19 protein-coding genes are annotated in these 16045 nt (G+C 72.8%); 6 read left to right on the top strand and 13 right to left on the bottom strand.

Going from position 1 to position 16045, the window contains the following annotated elements; translation table 11 throughout:
• Positions 1-6 precede the first annotated feature (6 nt).
• From lipB to P696_RS43755, 3 genes are all read right to left on the bottom strand, one after another.
• Positions 7-675, bottom strand: coding sequence for a lipoyl(octanoyl) transferase LipB (gene lipB / locus P696_RS0106785; protein WP_034483757.1), 669 nt, complete (start codon positions 673-675; stop codon positions 7-9).
• Between the two features lie 156 nt (positions 676-831).
• Complete coding sequence (locus P696_RS0106780; protein WP_026411736.1) at positions 832-1569, bottom strand: Type 1 glutamine amidotransferase-like domain-containing protein; 738 nt, start codon at positions 1567-1569, stop codon at positions 832-834.
• 26 nt (positions 1570-1595) lie between these two features.
• On the bottom strand, positions 1596-2510 hold the full coding sequence (locus P696_RS43755; protein WP_051466988.1) for a TIGR01777 family oxidoreductase: 915 nt from the start codon (positions 2508-2510) through the stop codon (positions 1596-1598).
• 81 nt (positions 2511-2591) lie between these two features.
• On the opposite strand from P696_RS43755, the gene P696_RS0106770 reads away from it, so the two are divergent.
• Positions 2592-2894: a hypothetical protein gene (locus P696_RS0106770; protein WP_026411735.1), complete on the top strand. Its 303-nt coding sequence runs from the start codon at positions 2592-2594 to the stop codon at positions 2892-2894.
• Between the two features lie 23 nt (positions 2895-2917).
• Here P696_RS0106770 and P696_RS43750 read toward each other — a convergent pair whose 3' ends face one another.
• The 8 genes from P696_RS43750 to P696_RS0106730 form a co-directional block, all read right to left on the bottom strand.
• Positions 2918-3703, bottom strand: a complete 786-nt coding sequence (locus P696_RS43750) for a hypothetical protein (protein WP_051466986.1) — start codon at positions 3701-3703, stop codon at positions 2918-2920.
• A complete protein-coding gene (locus P696_RS0106760; RefSeq protein WP_026411734.1) occupies positions 3700-4035 on the bottom strand; it encodes a PadR family transcriptional regulator in 336 nt (111 codons plus the stop codon). The genes P696_RS43750 and P696_RS0106760 overlap by 4 nt, the downstream gene beginning before the upstream one ends.
• Positions 4035-4433 (bottom strand): hypothetical protein, encoded by a 399-nt coding sequence (locus P696_RS0106755; RefSeq protein ID WP_026411733.1) that lies wholly within the window; start codon positions 4431-4433, stop codon positions 4035-4037. The genes P696_RS0106760 and P696_RS0106755 overlap by 1 nt, the downstream gene beginning before the upstream one ends.
• Before the next feature lie 158 nt (positions 4434-4591).
• Positions 4592-6043 (bottom strand): 2-oxoglutarate dehydrogenase, E2 component, dihydrolipoamide succinyltransferase, encoded by a 1452-nt coding sequence (gene sucB / locus P696_RS0106750; protein WP_026411732.1) that lies wholly within the window; start codon positions 6041-6043, stop codon positions 4592-4594.
• Between the two features lie 46 nt (positions 6044-6089).
• Positions 6090-7481 carry a dihydrolipoyl dehydrogenase gene (gene lpdA, locus P696_RS0106745; RefSeq protein ID WP_026411731.1) on the bottom strand — a complete coding sequence of 464 codons (1392 nt, stop codon included), beginning with the start codon at positions 7479-7481 and terminating at the stop codon, positions 6090-6092.
• A gap of 147 nt (positions 7482-7628) precedes the next feature.
• On the bottom strand, positions 7629-9098 hold the full coding sequence (locus P696_RS0106740) for a leucyl aminopeptidase (RefSeq protein WP_026411730.1): 1470 nt from the start codon (positions 9096-9098) through the stop codon (positions 7629-7631).
• Positions 9099-9157: 59 nt separating this feature from the next.
• Positions 9158-9919, bottom strand: a complete 762-nt coding sequence (locus P696_RS43745; protein WP_034483359.1) for an adenosylcobinamide-GDP ribazoletransferase — start codon at positions 9917-9919, stop codon at positions 9158-9160.
• The gene (locus P696_RS0106730) at positions 9916-10653 is read right to left on the bottom strand and encodes a bifunctional adenosylcobinamide kinase/adenosylcobinamide-phosphate guanylyltransferase (protein ID WP_245627536.1); all 738 of its coding nucleotides are present in this window, start codon (positions 10651-10653) and stop codon (positions 9916-9918) included. Before P696_RS0106730 ends, P696_RS43745 begins: the two co-directional genes overlap by 4 nt.
• 285 nt (positions 10654-10938) lie before the next feature.
• Here P696_RS0106730 and P696_RS0106725 point away from each other — a divergent pair, with 285 nt between their 5' ends.
• The gene (locus tag P696_RS0106725; RefSeq protein ID WP_026411728.1) at positions 10939-11133 is read left to right on the top strand and encodes a hypothetical protein; all 195 of its coding nucleotides are present in this window, start codon (positions 10939-10941) and stop codon (positions 11131-11133) included.
• 319 nt (positions 11134-11452) lie between these two features.
• Here P696_RS0106725 and P696_RS0106720 read toward each other — a convergent pair whose 3' ends face one another.
• Together P696_RS0106720 and P696_RS0106715 are read right to left on the bottom strand one after the other, a co-directional pair.
• Positions 11453-12454 carry an aldo/keto reductase family protein gene (locus P696_RS0106720; protein WP_026411727.1) on the bottom strand — a complete coding sequence of 334 codons (1002 nt, stop codon included), beginning with the start codon at positions 12452-12454 and terminating at the stop codon, positions 11453-11455.
• A gap of 69 nt (positions 12455-12523) precedes the next feature.
• Positions 12524-13111 (bottom strand): DUF3043 domain-containing protein, encoded by a 588-nt coding sequence (locus P696_RS0106715; RefSeq protein ID WP_026411726.1) that lies wholly within the window; start codon positions 13109-13111, stop codon positions 12524-12526.
• Between the two features lie 133 nt (positions 13112-13244).
• On the opposite strand from P696_RS0106715, the gene P696_RS0106710 reads away from it, so the two are divergent.
• The 4 genes from P696_RS0106710 (at position 13245) to pspAB (ending at position 15920) form a co-directional block, all read left to right on the top strand.
• The gene (locus P696_RS0106710) at positions 13245-14075 is read left to right on the top strand and encodes a PspA/IM30 family protein (protein WP_034483356.1); all 831 of its coding nucleotides are present in this window, start codon (positions 13245-13247) and stop codon (positions 14073-14075) included.
• Positions 14072-14350: a PspA-associated protein PspAA gene (gene pspAA, locus P696_RS0106705; protein ID WP_026411724.1), complete on the top strand. Its 279-nt coding sequence runs from the start codon at positions 14072-14074 to the stop codon at positions 14348-14350. The genes P696_RS0106710 and pspAA overlap by 4 nt, the downstream gene beginning before the upstream one ends.
• Positions 14351-14433: 83 nt before the next feature.
• A complete protein-coding gene (gene htpX, locus P696_RS0106700; protein WP_026411723.1) occupies positions 14434-15351 on the top strand; it encodes a zinc metalloprotease HtpX in 918 nt (305 codons plus the stop codon).
• Positions 15351-15920, top strand: a complete 570-nt coding sequence (gene pspAB / locus P696_RS0106695) for a PspA-associated protein PspAB (protein WP_026411722.1) — start codon at positions 15351-15353, stop codon at positions 15918-15920. Before htpX ends, pspAB begins: the two co-directional genes overlap by 1 nt.
• The last annotated feature ends 125 nt before the right edge of the window (positions 15921-16045 follow it).

The following is a 16045-nucleotide window of genomic DNA, read 5'->3' as shown; positions in this document are numbered from 1 at the left end:
CAGGTCCTAGACCGAGAGCTGGGCGGTGGTGCGGTGCAGCACCTCGTCCGCGCCGAGCAGGTCGCCCAGGTGCCGTTCGACCAGCGGGACGATCTCGGCGACGGTCACCGGGCGGCCGACCTCGGCGCTGAGGCTGGTGGAGCCGGCGTCCCGGATGCCGCACGGGACGATCCGGTCGAACCATGACATGTCGCAGTCGCAGTTGAGCATGAAGCCGTGCATGGTCACGCCGCGCGAGACCCGGATCCCGATGGAACCGATCTTGCGGTCCGGAGCGCCCGGCACCCAGAGGCCGCTACGTCCCTCGACGGTGGTCGTGGCCAGGCCGAACTCGGCGCAGACGGCCATCATCATGCGCTCGAGCAGCCGGACGTAGGCGAGCACGTCCACCGGGTCGGGCAGCCGCAGGATCGGGTACCCGGTCAGCTGCCCCGGCCCGTGCCAGGTGATCTTGCCGCCGCGGTCCACCTCGACGACCGGCGCTCCGGGGTCGCCGAACGGGCGGTCCAGCGGCTCGGTGCGCTTGCCCGCGGTGTACACCGGCCGGTGCTCCAGAAGCAGGACGGTGTCGCCGATCTCACCGTCCGCGCGGCGCGCGTGGGTGCGGCGCTGGAGGTCCCAGCCCGCCTCGTAGTCCACGGCCGCGGTGCCGAACCCGGCGTGGACGACGGTCAGCGCGTCGATGTCGAATGCGGGAAGGGCCGCCGCCGGACCGTCCGCGACCGCCGGGGCGGGGGAACGCTCACCTGAGGGGAGGGGCTCGGCGGGACGGTCGGTGTCACGGGCGGCGCCACGTACGTCAACATCGCTCACGACGGCCAGCCTATGTCCCTACTCGCGGGTCAGGAGCCGGGGGTCGATCGGGGTCTCCTTGACCCGGCCCGGGCCGTCCGCGTCGATCCGGTAGGCGCCCTTGCCGTCGGTGAACGTGACGGCCTGGACGAACTCGGTGCCGACGTAGTGCAGCGCCGTGTCCTCGTCCGCCGCGTAACCGCCGGGCAGCGCGCCCTCGCCGACCAGCCGCTGGAGCAGCGGACGCCGCTGCGGCTCGCTGTCGTAGTGGACGCCGCAGGAGTAGGGCAGCAGGCCGAGCCCGCCGGTGAACGCCCGCAGCTCCGGCCCGAACGAGTCGGTGTTGCCGCCCATGTGCCAGCACAGCGCCCCGGCGCTCTGCCCGGACAGCACCACGCCCTCGTGCCACGCCTCGCGCATGATCTCCCCGAGGCCGTGCACCTGCCACAGTGCCATGAGGTTGGCCACGCTGCCGCCGCTGACGTAGATCAGGTCCTGCGAGAGCAGGTGCTCGCGCATGTCGGCGACATTCGGCATCGGGAACAGCGCCAGGTGGCTGACCTCGGCGTCGAGTGTGGCGAACGCCGCGTAGAACCGGGCGATGATCTCCGCGGAGTCGCCCATCGCGGTGGTCAGGAAGCACAGCCGCGGCCGGTCCTGCCCGGTCAGGTCGCAGGCGTAGCGGAGCAGCGGGCTCGGCGCGATGCCGCCCCGGTCGTCCCGGACGAAGCTTCCGCCGCCGATCGCGAGGATGTGCGGCTGGCCGTCGGTGCTCATCTACTGCCCCTCCCAGTGGACGCGCGTCAACGATCACCGTAAGGCCCGCGATCGTCGCGGGACGTGTTTTTGAAGATTCTTGGCAAGGCCGCGCCCAGTTCGGGGTCGGTGTGATGGAAACCGGCTTCGGTGAGCCGCCTCGGGACGACCCGCTGCCCCGGCAGGATCGCCTCGGCCGCGAACCCCGGCAGCACCGTGCGCAGGGCGAACGCCGGGACGGGCAGGGGAGTGGGCCGGTGCAGGGCCCGCCCGAGCGCCCGCGTGAACTCGGCGTTGGTGACCGGGTTCGGCGACGCCAGGTTCACCGGCCCGGACAGGTCGGTGTCGATCAGGAAGCGCAGCGCCGCGACCTCGTCCGTGAGGGAGATCCAGCTCCAGTACTGGCGGCCCGATCCGAGCCGTCCGCCGAGGCCCAGCTTGTACAGGGGCAGGAGCTTGCCCAGCAGTCCGCCGCTCGCGCCCAGGACGTGCGTCGTGCGCGCGAACGCCACTCGCGCGCCCGCGCGGGAGGCCGGGGCTGCTGCGTCCTCCCAGGCCCGGACGACCCCGGCGAGGAAGCCCGCGCCGCTGGGCGATTCCTCGTCGACCTCGCGATCGCCCGTGTCGCCGTAGAAGCCCATCGCCGACCCCGACACCAGCACCGGGACCTCCGCCTTCGCGACGGCCCGCGCGATCGTCGAGGTGCCCTGCACGCGGCTCAGCAGGATCGTGCGGCGGTACCGGGGCGTCCAGGGCCGGTCGCCGATGCCCGCGCCCGCGAGGTGGACGACCGCGTCGACGCCCGCCAGGTCCACGGGACCGCCGGACGGGTCCCAGCGCCGCTCGTCCGGGCCGGACGGCTCGCGCCGCACCAGCCGGACCACCGCGTGCCCGTCGTCCGCCAGCGAGCGGACGAGGGCGGAGCCGACGAATCCCGAAGCGCCCGTCACCGCGACCTTCATGGACCCACCCTAGCCAGGCGGGCTTCTTATAGAGCACGCCCGAGGTCCCGGCGTGGTCGGAGCGGCGATAACCTCCGTGGCATGGCAAAGATCCCCACCGCGGCCGTGGCCGCCACCGGTCTCGTCGGCGGTTACGCCGCCGCCCGCTTCACCCGCCGCCGTCCGCTCGGCGGCGCCGTCCTCGCCGCGGCGGGGGCCTATTGCGCGCGCGAGTGGCACAAGACCGCGGGCCCCAAGGGCACCGCCGCGCTGCTCACCGTCTACCTGGCGGGCTTCGGCGGCTCGCACCCCCTGGCCAAGAAGATCGGTGCGTGGCCGTCCGTCCTGAGCGTCGCGGCCGTGTCGGCGGGCTCCGCCTACGTTCTCTCCGACCGCAAGAACTGACCCGACCGGGGCGCCCGCGCGGGTCAGGCGCCTTCGCGTGGACGCCGGGATTCGTGCGGACGGCGGGAAGCGCGTGCGTATTCGGCGCGCTTCCTGCGGTAGGCCACGAACGCGCCGACGCCGCCGAGGACGAGGCCGACGGGCAGGCCGAAGAGCATGCCCCGGAGAGCGTTTCCGCCGCCGCCGGTCGTGAACGCGACGGCGAGGAGGCCGCCCGCGACGCCCAGGCATGCGGCGGAGACGGCCAGCGGGACCCACAGTTCGCGCGTGAAGTAGTAACTCCGCCCGGGACGTCCGGCCGGCGTCTCGATGTCGGCGGCGGGCCCGGCGACGGCGGCGAGCGGACGCTTGGAGTACGCCAGGAACAGCCAGTGGCCGCAGGGCTCCCAGCCGTCCGGCGCGAGCGCCTCGGCGTGCGCGGCGCGCTCGCGGCGGTCCACGACGTCCCGCCGGTACTCCCACTGCGTGGGGGACGCCAGGTCGCGGCGGCTGACGAAGCGGCCGAGGTGGTCGACCCGCTCGATCTCCCAGCCCTGCGCGCCGAACCGGTTCATCATCGCCTGGTCGACCGACGCGTCCGCCGACCAGACCCAGCGCTCGGCGTCCGCCGCCGGGCCGTCCGCCGCGGCCCCGCCGCCCGCGCCCTCGGCGAACTCCGCCGCGAACCGCACGGCCGGGCCGAACTCCTCCTCCGGGTCCGCGCCCGACTCGGCGACGTGGCCGGACAGCTCGTCGACCAGCGGCCCGATCCGGTCCTCGGCGACGCCGAGCCGCCGCAGGCCGTCCGCCAGCTCCTCGAAGTAGGTCACGCCCCGCCTCCCGTGAGCAGCGTCCGGACGGCCTCGTGGAAGCCCAGCCAGGACGCGCCCTGCTCGGTGAGGGCCGCCCGTCCCGCGTCCGTCAGGCGGTAGTAGCGGCGTCCGGGGCCCCGTTCGGCGACCCGGTACTCGGCCTCGACGAGACCGGCCTCCTCCAGCCGGTTCAGGACCGGGTACAGGGTGCCGCCCTTGATCTGGCCCAGGCCCGCCGCGTCCAGGGCCCTGGCGAGCTCGTAGCCGTAGCTCTCGCCGTGCCGCAGGCAGGCCAGGACGGCCAGGTCGAGAACGCCCTTCAGCCAGTTCGCGCGCCGGTCGGCGGCCATCAGCGGCGTCCGGCCCGTGTCGCCGCGACGAGCGTGGCGGCGATGACGAGCACGACCGCGCCGAGCCCGGCGAACACCCCGGAGGCGGTCGCCGAGGCGTCGCCCCCGCCGGTCGCCGCGCCCGCCGCGTAGACGGCCCCGGCGACCGCGAACACCGCCAGACCCGCGGCGCACGCGCGGAACGCGGCGCGCCGGACGGTCCGCCGCAGCGACTCGTCCGCCCGCCGGACCGTCCGGTGGAGCACGACCGCCGCCGCCACCGTCCCGCCGCCCGTGATCACGGCCGCGACCGGCCCGTGGAACAGCGTGGCGCCGAGGACGATCCACATGCCCAGCAGCGGCAGCACGGCCGCGCTCCCCACGCTCGGGGGCCGGTTCCCGGCGGACGGTCCGTTCATGCTCGCTCCCTGGAGGTCGTCGTGGCCACCTAGACGATAAGGCCACCTAGTTAGGAACGCAACCTATGTAGCGGCCCGAGGTTCGGAAACGGCGAAGCCCGCCGTCCCGGAACCGGGACGGCGGGCTTCGAGCCTGCCGGAAGGCGGGGAAGAGCGCGTCAGAGGCCGAGCTCGGCCTCGAAGTTGCCCTCCTCCAGACGGTGCTTCATGGTGCCCAGGAAGCGGGCCGCGTCCGCGCCGTCGATGAGCCGGTGGTCGTAGGTCAGCGCCAGGTAGGCGATGGACCGGACGGCGATGACCTCGCCCAGCTCCGGGTCGTCGATGACAGCCGGGCGCTTCACGACCGCGCCGGTGCCGAGCATGCCGACCTGCGGCTGGTTCAGGATCGGCGTGTCGAACAGCGCGCCGCGGCTGCCGGTGTTGGTCAGCGTGAACGTGCCGCCGGACAGCTCGTCCGGGCTCACCCGGTTGGTGCGGGTGCGGTCGGCCAGGTCGGCGATCCGCTGCGCGAGGCCGCCCAGGTTCAGCTGGCCCGCGTTGTGGATGACCGGGACCATCAGGCCGCGCTCCGGGACGTCCACGGCGAAGCCGAGGTTCTCCACGTCGTGGTAGGTGACCTCGTCGCCGTTGATGACCGCGTTCACCTTCGGGTGCTGCTTGAGCGCCTCGATGGCGGCCAGCGCGAAGAACGGCATGAAGGTCAGCTTCACGCCCTCGCGCGACTCGAAGTCGGCCTTCGCCAGCCCGCGCAGCCGCGCGACCTTGGTGAGGTCCACCTCGACGACGGTGGTGAGCTGCGCCGAGACCTGGAGCGACTCGACCATGCGGCGGGCGATGGTCTGCCGGATCCGGGACATCTTCTCGGTCTTGCCGCGCAGCGCGAGCTGCTCGGCCGGAGCCGCGAACGACACCGGGGCCGGGGCCGCCGGACGGGCCTGGGTGGACGACGGCGCGGCGGCGGGAGCCGGGGCGGCGGCGGCCTCACGGGCGGTGCGGGCCGCCTCCAGGACGTCCTGCTTGCGGATCCGGCCGCCGACGCCGGTGCCCTTGACCGAGCCCAGGTCGACGCCGTGCTCGGTGGCGAGCTTGCGCACCAGCGGCGTGACGTACGGGCCGTCGGTGCCCGCGCCCTCCGCGGCCGGAGCGGCCTGCGGGGCGGCGGGGGCCTGCGCGGCCGGGGCGGGCTCGGGCGCGGGCGCCGGGGCTGCGGGCTGCTGCGGCGCGGGCGGCGGCCACGCGGCGGGCGGCGGGCCCTGCGGGGCCTGAGCCTGCGGCGCGGGGGCCGGAGCCGGCTCGGGCTTGGGCTCGGGCGCCGGGGCCGGGGCCGTGTCGGCGACGGGCGCGGCCGCGGGCGCGGCGGCGGGGGCGTCGCCCTCGTCGCCGATGACCGCGAGCTCGGCGCCGACCTCGACGGTCTCGTCCTCGGCGACGGTGATGCTGGTCAGGATGCCGGACGCGGGAGAGGGGATCTCGGTGTCGACCTTGTCGGTCGAGACTTCGAGAAGCGGCTCGTCGGTCTCGACGCGCTCGCCCTCCTTCTTCAGCCAGCGGGTGACGGTGCCCTCGGTGACGCTCTCGCCGAGCTGGGGCATGGTGACGGAGACCGGCATGGCTCTCAGATACTCCTTCGAGATCTCATATTCCCGGCGCGGCAGTTCAGCCGTGCACGTGCAGTGGCTTGCCGGCGAGCATCATGTGCGCCTCGCCGACCGCCTCGGACTGGGTCGGATGCGGATGGATGAGCTGGGCGACCTCGCTCGGCAGGGCCTCCCAGTTGTAGATCAGCTGCCCCTCGGTGATCAGCTCGCCGACCCGCGCGCCGACCATGGACAGGCCGAGCACGCGACCGCCGCGCTCGGCGATCACCCGCACCTCGCCCTGCGTTCCGAGGATCTTGCTCTTGGGGTTGCCCGCCAGGTCGTAGACCGCCTCGTCGATCTCGTACCCGCGTTCGGCGGCGACCTTCGAGGTGATGCCCACGGAGGCCACCTCGGGGTCGGAGTAGGTGATGCGGGGCACGCCGTCGTAGTCGATCGGGGCCGGGTCGAGCCCGCCCAGCCGCTCGGCGACGAGGATGCCCTCGGCGAAGCCGACGTGCGCCAGCTGCGGGGTGTCGACCAGGTCGCCGACAGCCGAGACGGACGGCACCGACGTGCGGCACAGCCCGTCCACCTTGACGAAGCCGCGCTCCAGCTCGACCCCGGCCTCCTCGAACCCGAGCCCGGACGAGACCGGCGCGCGGCCGACCGCGACGAGCAGCAGCTCGGCGTCCAGGGTCCTACCGTTCTCCAGGGTGACCGAAACGCCCGCCTCGGTGCCCTTGACCCCCTGGAAACGGACGCCCAGCTCGTACTTGATGCCACGCTTGCGGAAGGCGCGCTCCAGGCGCTTGGAGCTGCTCTCCTCCTCCAGCGGCAGCAGGTGGGGGAGAGCCTCCACGATGGTGACCTCGGCCCCGAAGGAGCGCCAGACGCTGGCGAACTCGACGCCGATCACACCGCCGCCGAGGATCACCACCGACGACGGGACGCGTCCGAGCGTCAGGGCCTGGTCGCTGAAGATGACCTTCTCGCCGTCCACCTCGAGGCCCGGCAGCGTGCGCGGGGCGGAGCCGGTGGCCAGCAGGACGTGCCGTCCCTCCAGCGTCCGGGTGGAGCCGTCGGCGGCGCGGACCTCGACCGACGTCGGGGACGCGAGCCGCCCCTCGCCCTCGACGACCTCGATCCCGCGCGCCTTGATGAGCCCGGTGAGGCCCTTGACCGTCCCGGAGACGACCTTGTCCTTGTAGGCGTGGACGCCGTCGATGTCGATGCCGACGAAGTCGGCCTTGACGCCGTACGTCGCGGCCTCGCGCGTCTGGTCGGCGATCTCCGCCGCGTGCAGCAGTGCCTTGGTGGGGATGCAGCCGCGGTTCAGGCAGGTGCCGCCGAGCCTGTCGCGCTCGACCAGCGCCACGCTCATGCCGAGCTCGGACGCGCGCAACGCGCACGCGTAGCCGCCGCTCCCGCCTCCCAGGACCACGATGTCGAAGGGGCCGCTGTCAGCCAATGTCGCTCCCTTTCCGCCCTACGCGCCTACGGCTGGTGTGCCTCGCGCACCCGGCGGCGGCACGGGGTGACGCCCCGCCGCCAGGGAAAACCTATTCCCTTGTGCGCCGGGCGGGCCCGGTCGGGGTCCGCCCGGCGGTGAAACACGTCAGAGCTCGCCGGCGGCCATGTCCTCGGCGACCGCGACCAGCGTGCGCACGGCCGCGCCGGTGCCCGCCTTCGGCGTGTAGCCGTGGGGCTCGCCCTTGTTGTAGGACGGGCCGGCGATGTCGAGGTGCGCCCAGCGGACGCCGTCCGGCACGAACTCCTTCAGGAAGACGCCCGCGACGAGCATGCCGCCCCAGCGCTCGCCGCTGATGTTGGCGATGTCGGCGACCGCGGAGTCGAGGCCCTTGCGGAGCTCCTCCGGCAGCGGCATGCCCCAGGAGGGCTCGCCGGTGCGGACGGCCGCCGCCACCACCTTCTCACGGACGTCGTCGTCGTTGGCCATGACTCCCGTCGTCCGGGTGCCGAGCGCGACGAGCTGGGCGCCGGTCAGGGTGGCGATGTCGATCAGCAGGTCGGGCTCGTCCTCGCCGGACCGGACGATCGGGTCGGCCATCACCAGGCGGCCCTCGGCGTCGGTGTTCAGCACCTCGACGGTCTTGCCGCCGTAGACGGTCAGCACGTCGGACGGGCGCTGCGCGGTGCCGGACGGCATGTTCTCGGCGAGCGCGAGGTAGCCGACGACGTTCACGGCCGGCTTCAGCTCGGCGATCGCGGCGAGCGCGCCCAGCACGGCGGCGGCGCCGCCCATGTCGGACTTCATCCAGTCCATGCCCTCGGCGGGCTTCAGCGAGAGGCCGCCCGAGTCGAAGGTGATGCCCTTGCCGACCAGCGCGAGGGTCTTGGACGCCTCCGGGTGGGTGTAGGCGAGGCGGACCAGGCGCGGCGGGTTCGCCGAGCCCTGCCCGACGCCCACGATGCCGCCGTAGCCGCCGTCCACCAGGGCCTTCTCGTCCAGCACCTCGATGCCGAGGCCGCCCTCGGCGGCGACCTTGGTGGCCACGCCGGCGAAGTCCTCGGGGGACAGGTCGGACGGCGGGGTGTTCACCAGGTCGCGGACCAGGAAGATCGCCGAGGCCAGGGTCTCGGCGCGCCGCACCGGCGCGTCGTCGCCGGAGCCGACGACCACGATCTCCTCGACCGGGCCGGGCTTCTCGGACGTGCGGTAGTTGGCGAAGCCGTAGTTGCCGAGCAGCGCGCCCAGCGCCACGGCCTCGACCTCGTCGGCGGACGTCGCGGGCAGCGCCACCGCGACCTTGCTCTTGCCCGCCAGCGCGCGGAGCGCGGAGCCGGCGGCCCGGCGCAGGCCCTCGGCGTCGGCGGAGTCGCCGAGGCCGACGGCCACGATGAGGGCGGCGGGCAGGGCGCCCAGGGTCGGCAGCTTGACGACCTCACCGGCCTTGCCGGTGGCGCCCAGCGCCGCAAGGGAGTCGGCGAGCCGCCCGGAGAGGGCGGTGTCGAGGTCGTCGGCGCCGGCCGGACGGACGCCGTCCTCGGCCGGATGGACGCCGACGACGATCGCGTCGGCGTCGAGGGCGGTCAGGACTACGCTGTCAAGACTGATGGTCGTCACGTCCACCGATGTTAATCCTCCAGGTGACCGGTTTCGCCCTTTTGGATCAAGCATTGCCCTCATCGGACGGCCTGCGTCACCAGGGCGGCCGTCGTCGCGACCTCGACGAGCGCGCCCAGGACGTCCCCGGTGACCCCGCCGAGCCTCCGGACGGCGTGTCGCAGTGTCGCCAGCGCGACCGCCAGCGCGACCAGCACCGCGGCCCCGGCCCGCGCCGCGCCGACGGGCCCGTCCGCCTCGAGACCGAGCCCTGCGGACGCCGCCACGACCACGACCGTGACCGCCACGGCGGCCTTGACCGACACCGACCCCGCGACGAGCGAGCCCAGCCCGCCCGGACGCGCCGACGGCACCCGGGCCCGGCACGCCCATGGCAGCGCGAGCCGTCCGGCGACCCCCGCGACCAGCGCGGACGCCCACGGCACGGGCGCCGACGACAGCGCCGCGACCTGGACGAAAAGCGTCAGGACCAGCGTGGCCACGCCGAACGGCCCGATGTCCGACTTCTTCATGATCTCCAGCGCGCCCTCGGCGGGCTTGCGGCTGCCGAGACCGTCCGCGAGGTCGGCCAGGCCGTCCAGGTGCAGAGCGCGGGTCAGCGCCGCGCCCACCGCCACGGCCAGCGCCGCGCCGAGCAGCCCGCTGAACCCGAGCCCGTCCGCGACGACCAGCGCGACCGCCGAGCCGCCGCCGACGATCACTCCCACCGCGGGCGCGAGCACCATCGCCCGCCGTGCGGCCTCCCGGTCCACCCGCTCGGCCCGCAGCGGGACGACGCTGAGCAGCGTCACGGCCAGCCGCGCCCCCGCGCCCCAGCTCACGGAAGCTCCATGACGCGGCCCGCGACGACCAGCGCGACGTCCTCGGACTCCGCCGCCAGCCGCTGGTTCACACTCCCGAGGACATCACGGAACGCCCGTCCCACGGGTGTCGTCGGCACCAGGGACATCCCCACCTCGTCGCTGACCGCGACCACCCGCGCGGACGTCCCGCGCCACGCCGCGACCAGCTCCTCGATCCGTCCCTGGACACGGGACGGCTCGTCCCAGGCGTCCGTCTCCGTCATGACCGCCGCCACCCAGGACCCGACGCCGTCCACCAGCACCGCACCCGTCGCGGACGCCAACGCGTCCGCGAGGTCGGACGTCTCCAAGGTCTCCCACCAGTCCGGACGCCGCCGCCGATGCGCCTCGATCCGGGCCGTCCACTCCGCATCGGACGCGTCACCGACCCCAGTGGCCACGTACGTCACGTCCGGATGCGCCATCAGCCGCAGTTCGGCCTCAGCCGACTTCCCCGACCGCGACCCGCCGAGCAGCAACGTCCGATGAGGCCCGGAGGACGAGGACGTCCAGAACGCCAGCCGCCGCTCGAGCTCACCAGGCGAACCGACCCGGTGATCCACGTAGATGGCCCGGACGTCCGTGTCGTCCGACACCGCCCCCTCACGCCGAAGCCACCCCAGGTGGTCCGGACACCCCACGAGGTCGAGCAGCGCCGCGGAGTAGACCACGCCAGGCGCGGCCTCCGGCCGCTGCCCGGGCCCACCGGACACCAGCACCCGCTCCCCGAAGGGAACATGGACATCCCAGCCCCCCGGCACGGCGAAACGCGGACAGTCCTCCAAGGGCACGCCATTGATGACCACACGCGTGGGCTCCAGCGACACCCCGGCCGCGCGCGCCCGCGCGCAGGAGGCACAACGGCAATCAGGCGCGGGCCAGCCCTGCGGCCCCCCGCTTCCAGGCAGTTCGATCTTCATCCTGCCCACGACCTTATGGGCCCGACCGGTTACGCTCACCGCTACCGGGCAGGTCGAAGCGGCGAAAGGGCAGTGACGATGGCGTGGAACTGGCAGCTGGAGAAGTCCGGCGGAAACCGGATCGGCGCGGAGGAGACCTTCAGCACCCAGGCCGCCGCCGAGACCTGGCTCGGCGAACACTGGCGCGACCTCCGCACCGAAGGCGTCGAAAAGGTCGTCCTCCTCGACGGCGAAGACACCATCTACACCATGAGCCTCGAAGACCCCACCTGAACACCTGAGGGCCCACCTGGAACGCCCACGGACTCCGGCAAGCCCGAGGGCCCCGCTCTCCGCAGGTCAAGGTGCGTACTGCGGGCCCTCTGAGCAGGGGCCAGTAATGGGCCCAACGTGAGCGAGGGCTCCAGCCCCGTGGAGGTTGTGCCGAACCCCCACACCTACGGAAGGTGTGGGGGTTTGCCATGCTTTTGCGCGCCGCCGGAGCGCTAGCGGAGGCGGCGCGCAAAAGCACCCCGGAGGGATGGCCCCGCAGCGAAGCGAGGAGGTCTTCCCCGAGGGCGCGGGGGGTGTGGGGGGTCGCCCCCCCACAGGGTTACGGCCGCGTCTTCGGGCTCACCGTCTTCGCGGGGTCGCGTTCGATGACGGGGGCGAGGGCCTCGTCGATGCGCTTGAGGACGTCGGTGTCCAGTTTCACGCCCGCGGCCTTCACGTTGTCCCGGACCTGTTCGGGGCGGGACGCGCCGACGATCGCGGCGGACACGTTGGGGTTCTGGAGGGTCCAGGCGATGGCGAGCTGGGCCATGGTGAGGCCGAGTTCGTCCGCGATGGGCTTCAGCTCCTGGATGCGGCGCAGGACGTCGTCCCGCACGAACTCGGAGATCATGCGCGCGCCGCCCTTGTCGTCGGTGGCGCGGGAGCCGGCGGGGGCGGCCTGGCCCGGGAGGTACTTGCCGGTGAGGGCGCCCTGGGCGATCGGGGACCAGACGATCTGCCCGATGCCCTCGCGTTCGCACAGCGGGACGACCTCGGGCTCGATGACCCGCCACAGCATGTTGTACTGCGGCTGGCTGGACACGATCCGGTCGAAGCCCATCTCGTCGGCGATCTTGAGGGCGCGCTCGATCTCCTCCGCGCGCCACTCCGACACGCCGACGTAGAGCACCTTGCCCTGCCGGACGAGGTCGTCGAAGGCCCGGAGGGTCTCCTCGAGCGGGGTCTCGTAGTCGAACCGGTGGGCCTGGTAGAGGTCCACGTAGTCGGTCTGGAGCCGCTTCAGGGAGGCGTGGATCGACTCGAAGACGTGCTTGCGCGACAGGCCGCGGTCGTTCTGGCCGGGCCCCGTCGGCCAGTAGACCTTGGTGAAGATCTCCAGGCCCTCGCGGCGCTGGCCCTTCAGGGCCCGGCCGAGGACCTCCTCGGCCCGCGTCCCGGCGTACACGTCGGCGGTGTCGAAGGTGGTCACGCCCTCGTCGAGGGCCGCCGCCACGCAGGCGCGCGCGGCGTCCTCCTCGACCTGGGAGCCGTGGGTGAGCCAGTTACCGTAGGCGATTTCGCTGATCTTGAGGCCGCTGCGGCCGAGGCGTCGGAACTCCATGATCTGGAACCCTACGACGCGCCCGGTCTCCGGGCACTCCGCAGTTCGCCCGCGAAGGGCCCGGCCCGGTCAGGCCTTGTCCTTCCAGCTGGTGTCGCCGATCTGGACCTGGGGCGCGGGGACGCGGAGCCGCCGGATCTGCATGGCGCGCATCGCCGCGTACAGGCCGAGGCCCTTGCGGTCGTCGTCCGGGTGGCGCTCGGCGGCCAGCTTGTTCACGCCGCGCGCGAGGAGGAGGCCCTCGACGAACACCACGAGCAGCAGCACCGGCGGCGCGAACAGCATCGCCAGCCGGACGGCCGGGATCGGCAGGAAGTTCAGCACGACCAGCGCCAGCAGCAGGTACATCAGGTACGAGCCGACCGTGCGGCGCGAGTCGACGTAGTTGCGGGCCATCCGGCGGACGGCGCCCTTGTCGCGCTTGAGGAGGTACTTCTCGTCGCCCTTGGCCATGCCCTCGCGGGCCTTGGCGCGGTCGGTCGACTGCTTGTCGCGGAGTCGCTTGTACGCCTCCTTGCGGTTGGCGGGCGCGGTGATCGGCTGGCGCCGCCGCTTCTCGGCCTCCTTGCGCTTGGGCGTGGGACGGCCCTTGCCCCCCGGCTTGGCCACTACTTCGGGAGGAGCCTCAGGGGCATCCTGCGTACGACGTCGGAACACGGAACTCAGCCTACCGGCTGCGAACATCGTGGCTGCCTCGCGCGTTAACGCGTAGGGTGATAAGAACCCCAGCAGTGGTCATTGAGCCCGGTATTGACCGGGCCAGCCAGCACGAAGGGACCGGCGCCGCGCGATGAGCGTGATGAAGCGAATGTCGATGATCTTCAAGTCCAAGGCGAACAAAGCCCTGGACAAGATGGAGGATCCTCGGGAGACCCTGGACTACTCCTACCAGCGTCAGCTGGAGATGCTGCAGAAGGTCCGGCGGGGCGTGGCGGACGTCGCGACCTCGCGCAAGCGCCTGGAGCTCCAGATCAACCAGCTGGAGCAGCAGCAGAGCAAGCTGACCGACCAGGGCCGCAAGGCCCTCCAGGTCGGCCGTGAGGACCTGGCCCGCGAGGCGCTGACGCGCCGCGGCGGCCTGGACTCCGAGCTCGCCGGCCTGCGGGCGCAGTACCAGCAGCTCCAGGGTGAGGAGGAGAAGCTCACCCTCGCCTCGCAGCGGCTGCAGGCGAAGGTCGACTCCTTCCGCACCCGCAAGGAGACGATCAAGGCCACCTACACGGCGGCCGAGGCGCAGACCAAGATCAACGAGGCGTTCTCCGGCATCTCCGAGGAGATGGGTGACGTCGGCCTCGCGATCCAGCGCGCCGAGGAGAAGACCGAGAACATGAAGGCCCGCGCCGGGGCGATCGACGAGCTCCTGGCGTCCGGCGCGCTCGAGGACTTCTCCGGCCCCCGGGACGACATCCAGGCCGAGCTCGACCGCATGGGCGCCACCACCGGCGTCGACGCCGAGCTGGAGGCGCTGAAGGCCGAACTCGGCCAGGGTCCCGCGCCCAAGCAGCTGAACTCCGGCCAGGCCGGTCCCGCGCAGCAGCAGAGCCCGCAGGCCGCCCCCCAGGCCCAGCCGCAGGCCCAGCCCCAGGGCCAGTGGCCGCAGCAGCCTGGAGGCCACCAGTGATCGTCCGCATCATGGGCGAGGGCCAGCTCGACGTCTCGAACGACGACCTGGCCGTCCTGAACAGCCTCGACGACGCGCTGGAGTCGGCGATCGAGTCGGGGAACGAGGACGAGTTCCGCAGCGCCCTGCACGGCCTGCTGGAGAACGTCCGCAAGGTCGGCAAGGCGCTGCCCGCCGACAGCCTCGAGCCGTCGGAGCTGATCCTGCCGCCGGCCGACGCCAGCATCGACGAGGTGAGCGCCATGCTCGGCGACGAGGGGCTCATCCCCGACTAGTGCGGCGTGCCGGTCCCCGGCACAAACGTCGGGGTCCGGACGTTGTACCGGTGAGAACCACAGGGGATGGGAGAAGAGGAGAGATGGCCCGCACGCGTTACGCCTCCGACCGGGGGTTGACGTCGCGCATGCTCGTGACGATGTTCCTGCTGGGGCTGGTCTACGTCGCGTTCGTGACGGCGTTCTTCGTTATTTCTCCGAAGCTGGGCGCCATCGGACTGGTGATCGCGCTGGTCTTCCTGTTCGTCCAGTACTTCTTCTCCGACAAGATCACCACGTTCGCGATGCACGCCCGCGAGGTCTCCCCGGAGGAGGCCCCCGAGCTGCACGGTGTGATCGACCGCATCTGCGCGATGTCCGACTCGCCCAAGCCGCGGGTCGCGATCGCCGACACCGACGTGCCGAACGCCTTCGCCACCGGCCGCAACCAGAAGAACGCGGTCGTCTGCGTGACCACCGGGCTGCTGCGCCGGCTCGACCCGGTGGAACTCGAGGGCGTGCTCGCGCACGAGATGGCCCACGTCGCGCACAAGGACGTGGCGGTCATGACGATCGCCTCCTTCCTCGGCATCTGCGCCGGCCTGCTCACCCGGATCGGGCTGGAGTTCGGCCTGTGGGGCGGGTTCAACCGCCGTAACAACGACAACAACGCCGCCGTGATGCTGATGGCCGTGGTCGCGGTCAGCGCCGTCGCCTACGCGATCAGCTTCCTGCTCACCCGCGCCCTGTCGCGGTACCGGGAGCTGTCGGCCGACCGCGCCGCCGCGCTGCTCACCGGCCGCCCGTCCGCGCTGGCCAGCGCGCTCACCAAGGTCACCGGCGAGATCGCCCGGATCCCGACCAACGACCTGCGCGCCGCCCAGCCGTTCAACGCCTTCTTCTTCACCCCGGCGTTCGGCAAGGGCTTCAGCGTCTCGCAGCTGTTCTCCACGCACCCCACGCTGGAGAAGCGGCTCGAGCAGCTCAACAAGATCTCCGGCGAGCTCAGCAGGGGAGTGTGATGGGGTTCCTGGACACCCTGCTCGGACGGTCCAAGCCGGTCAAACCGGATCTCGACGCGCTGTTCGGCCTCACCACCGCCGCCGTCACCCTGGAGGCGGCGGCCGGGTTCACCCCCACCGGGCTCGGCTCGGTGTGCTTCCGGGCCGCCGAGGGCGGCGCGTTCGCCCAGCTCCAGAAGGACGCGGTGGAGCTGCTGAACTCCGGCGACACCCCGGAGGTCGAGGCCAGCCAGGACTCCTTCGGCTACACCTGGCTGCTCTGCAGGCACAGCCCGGACGACCTGCCCGGCCTGGTCACCGACCTCCACGCGATCAACTCGACGCTGGAGGCGGGAGGCTTCGGCCCGCACCTGCTGTGCTCCCTGGTCGGCTTCAAGGGCCCGGACGGCCAGCGCCTCGCGCTCGTCTACCTGTACAAGCGCGGCACGTTCTACCCGTTCGCGCCGCTGCCCGGCGACCGCCGCGACAACGCCCTGGAGATCCAGGCGCGCGGCGCGGTCGGCGCCGACCTGAAGTTCGAGGACGACCTCGGCCGCTGGTTCGCGGTCTGGGGAGCCCCCGGCCTCTGACGCCGTCCGCCCCTCGGCACCACCCGAGTTTCGACGCCATCCGCCCTCTGACACCGCCCGCCCTCTGACACCGCCCGGCCCCGGCCCGTCCCGTCCGATGGGCTCCGCCTGATCCGCCCCACGCG

The organism is Actinomadura oligospora ATCC 43269, assembly GCF_000518265.1.
In the GTDB taxonomy this organism is placed as follows: Bacteria; Actinomycetota; Actinomycetes; order Streptosporangiales; family Streptosporangiaceae; genus Spirillospora; species Spirillospora oligospora.
The sequence above is the reverse complement of the archived record's forward strand: the minus strand, read 5'-3'. Positions and strand labels throughout refer to the sequence as shown.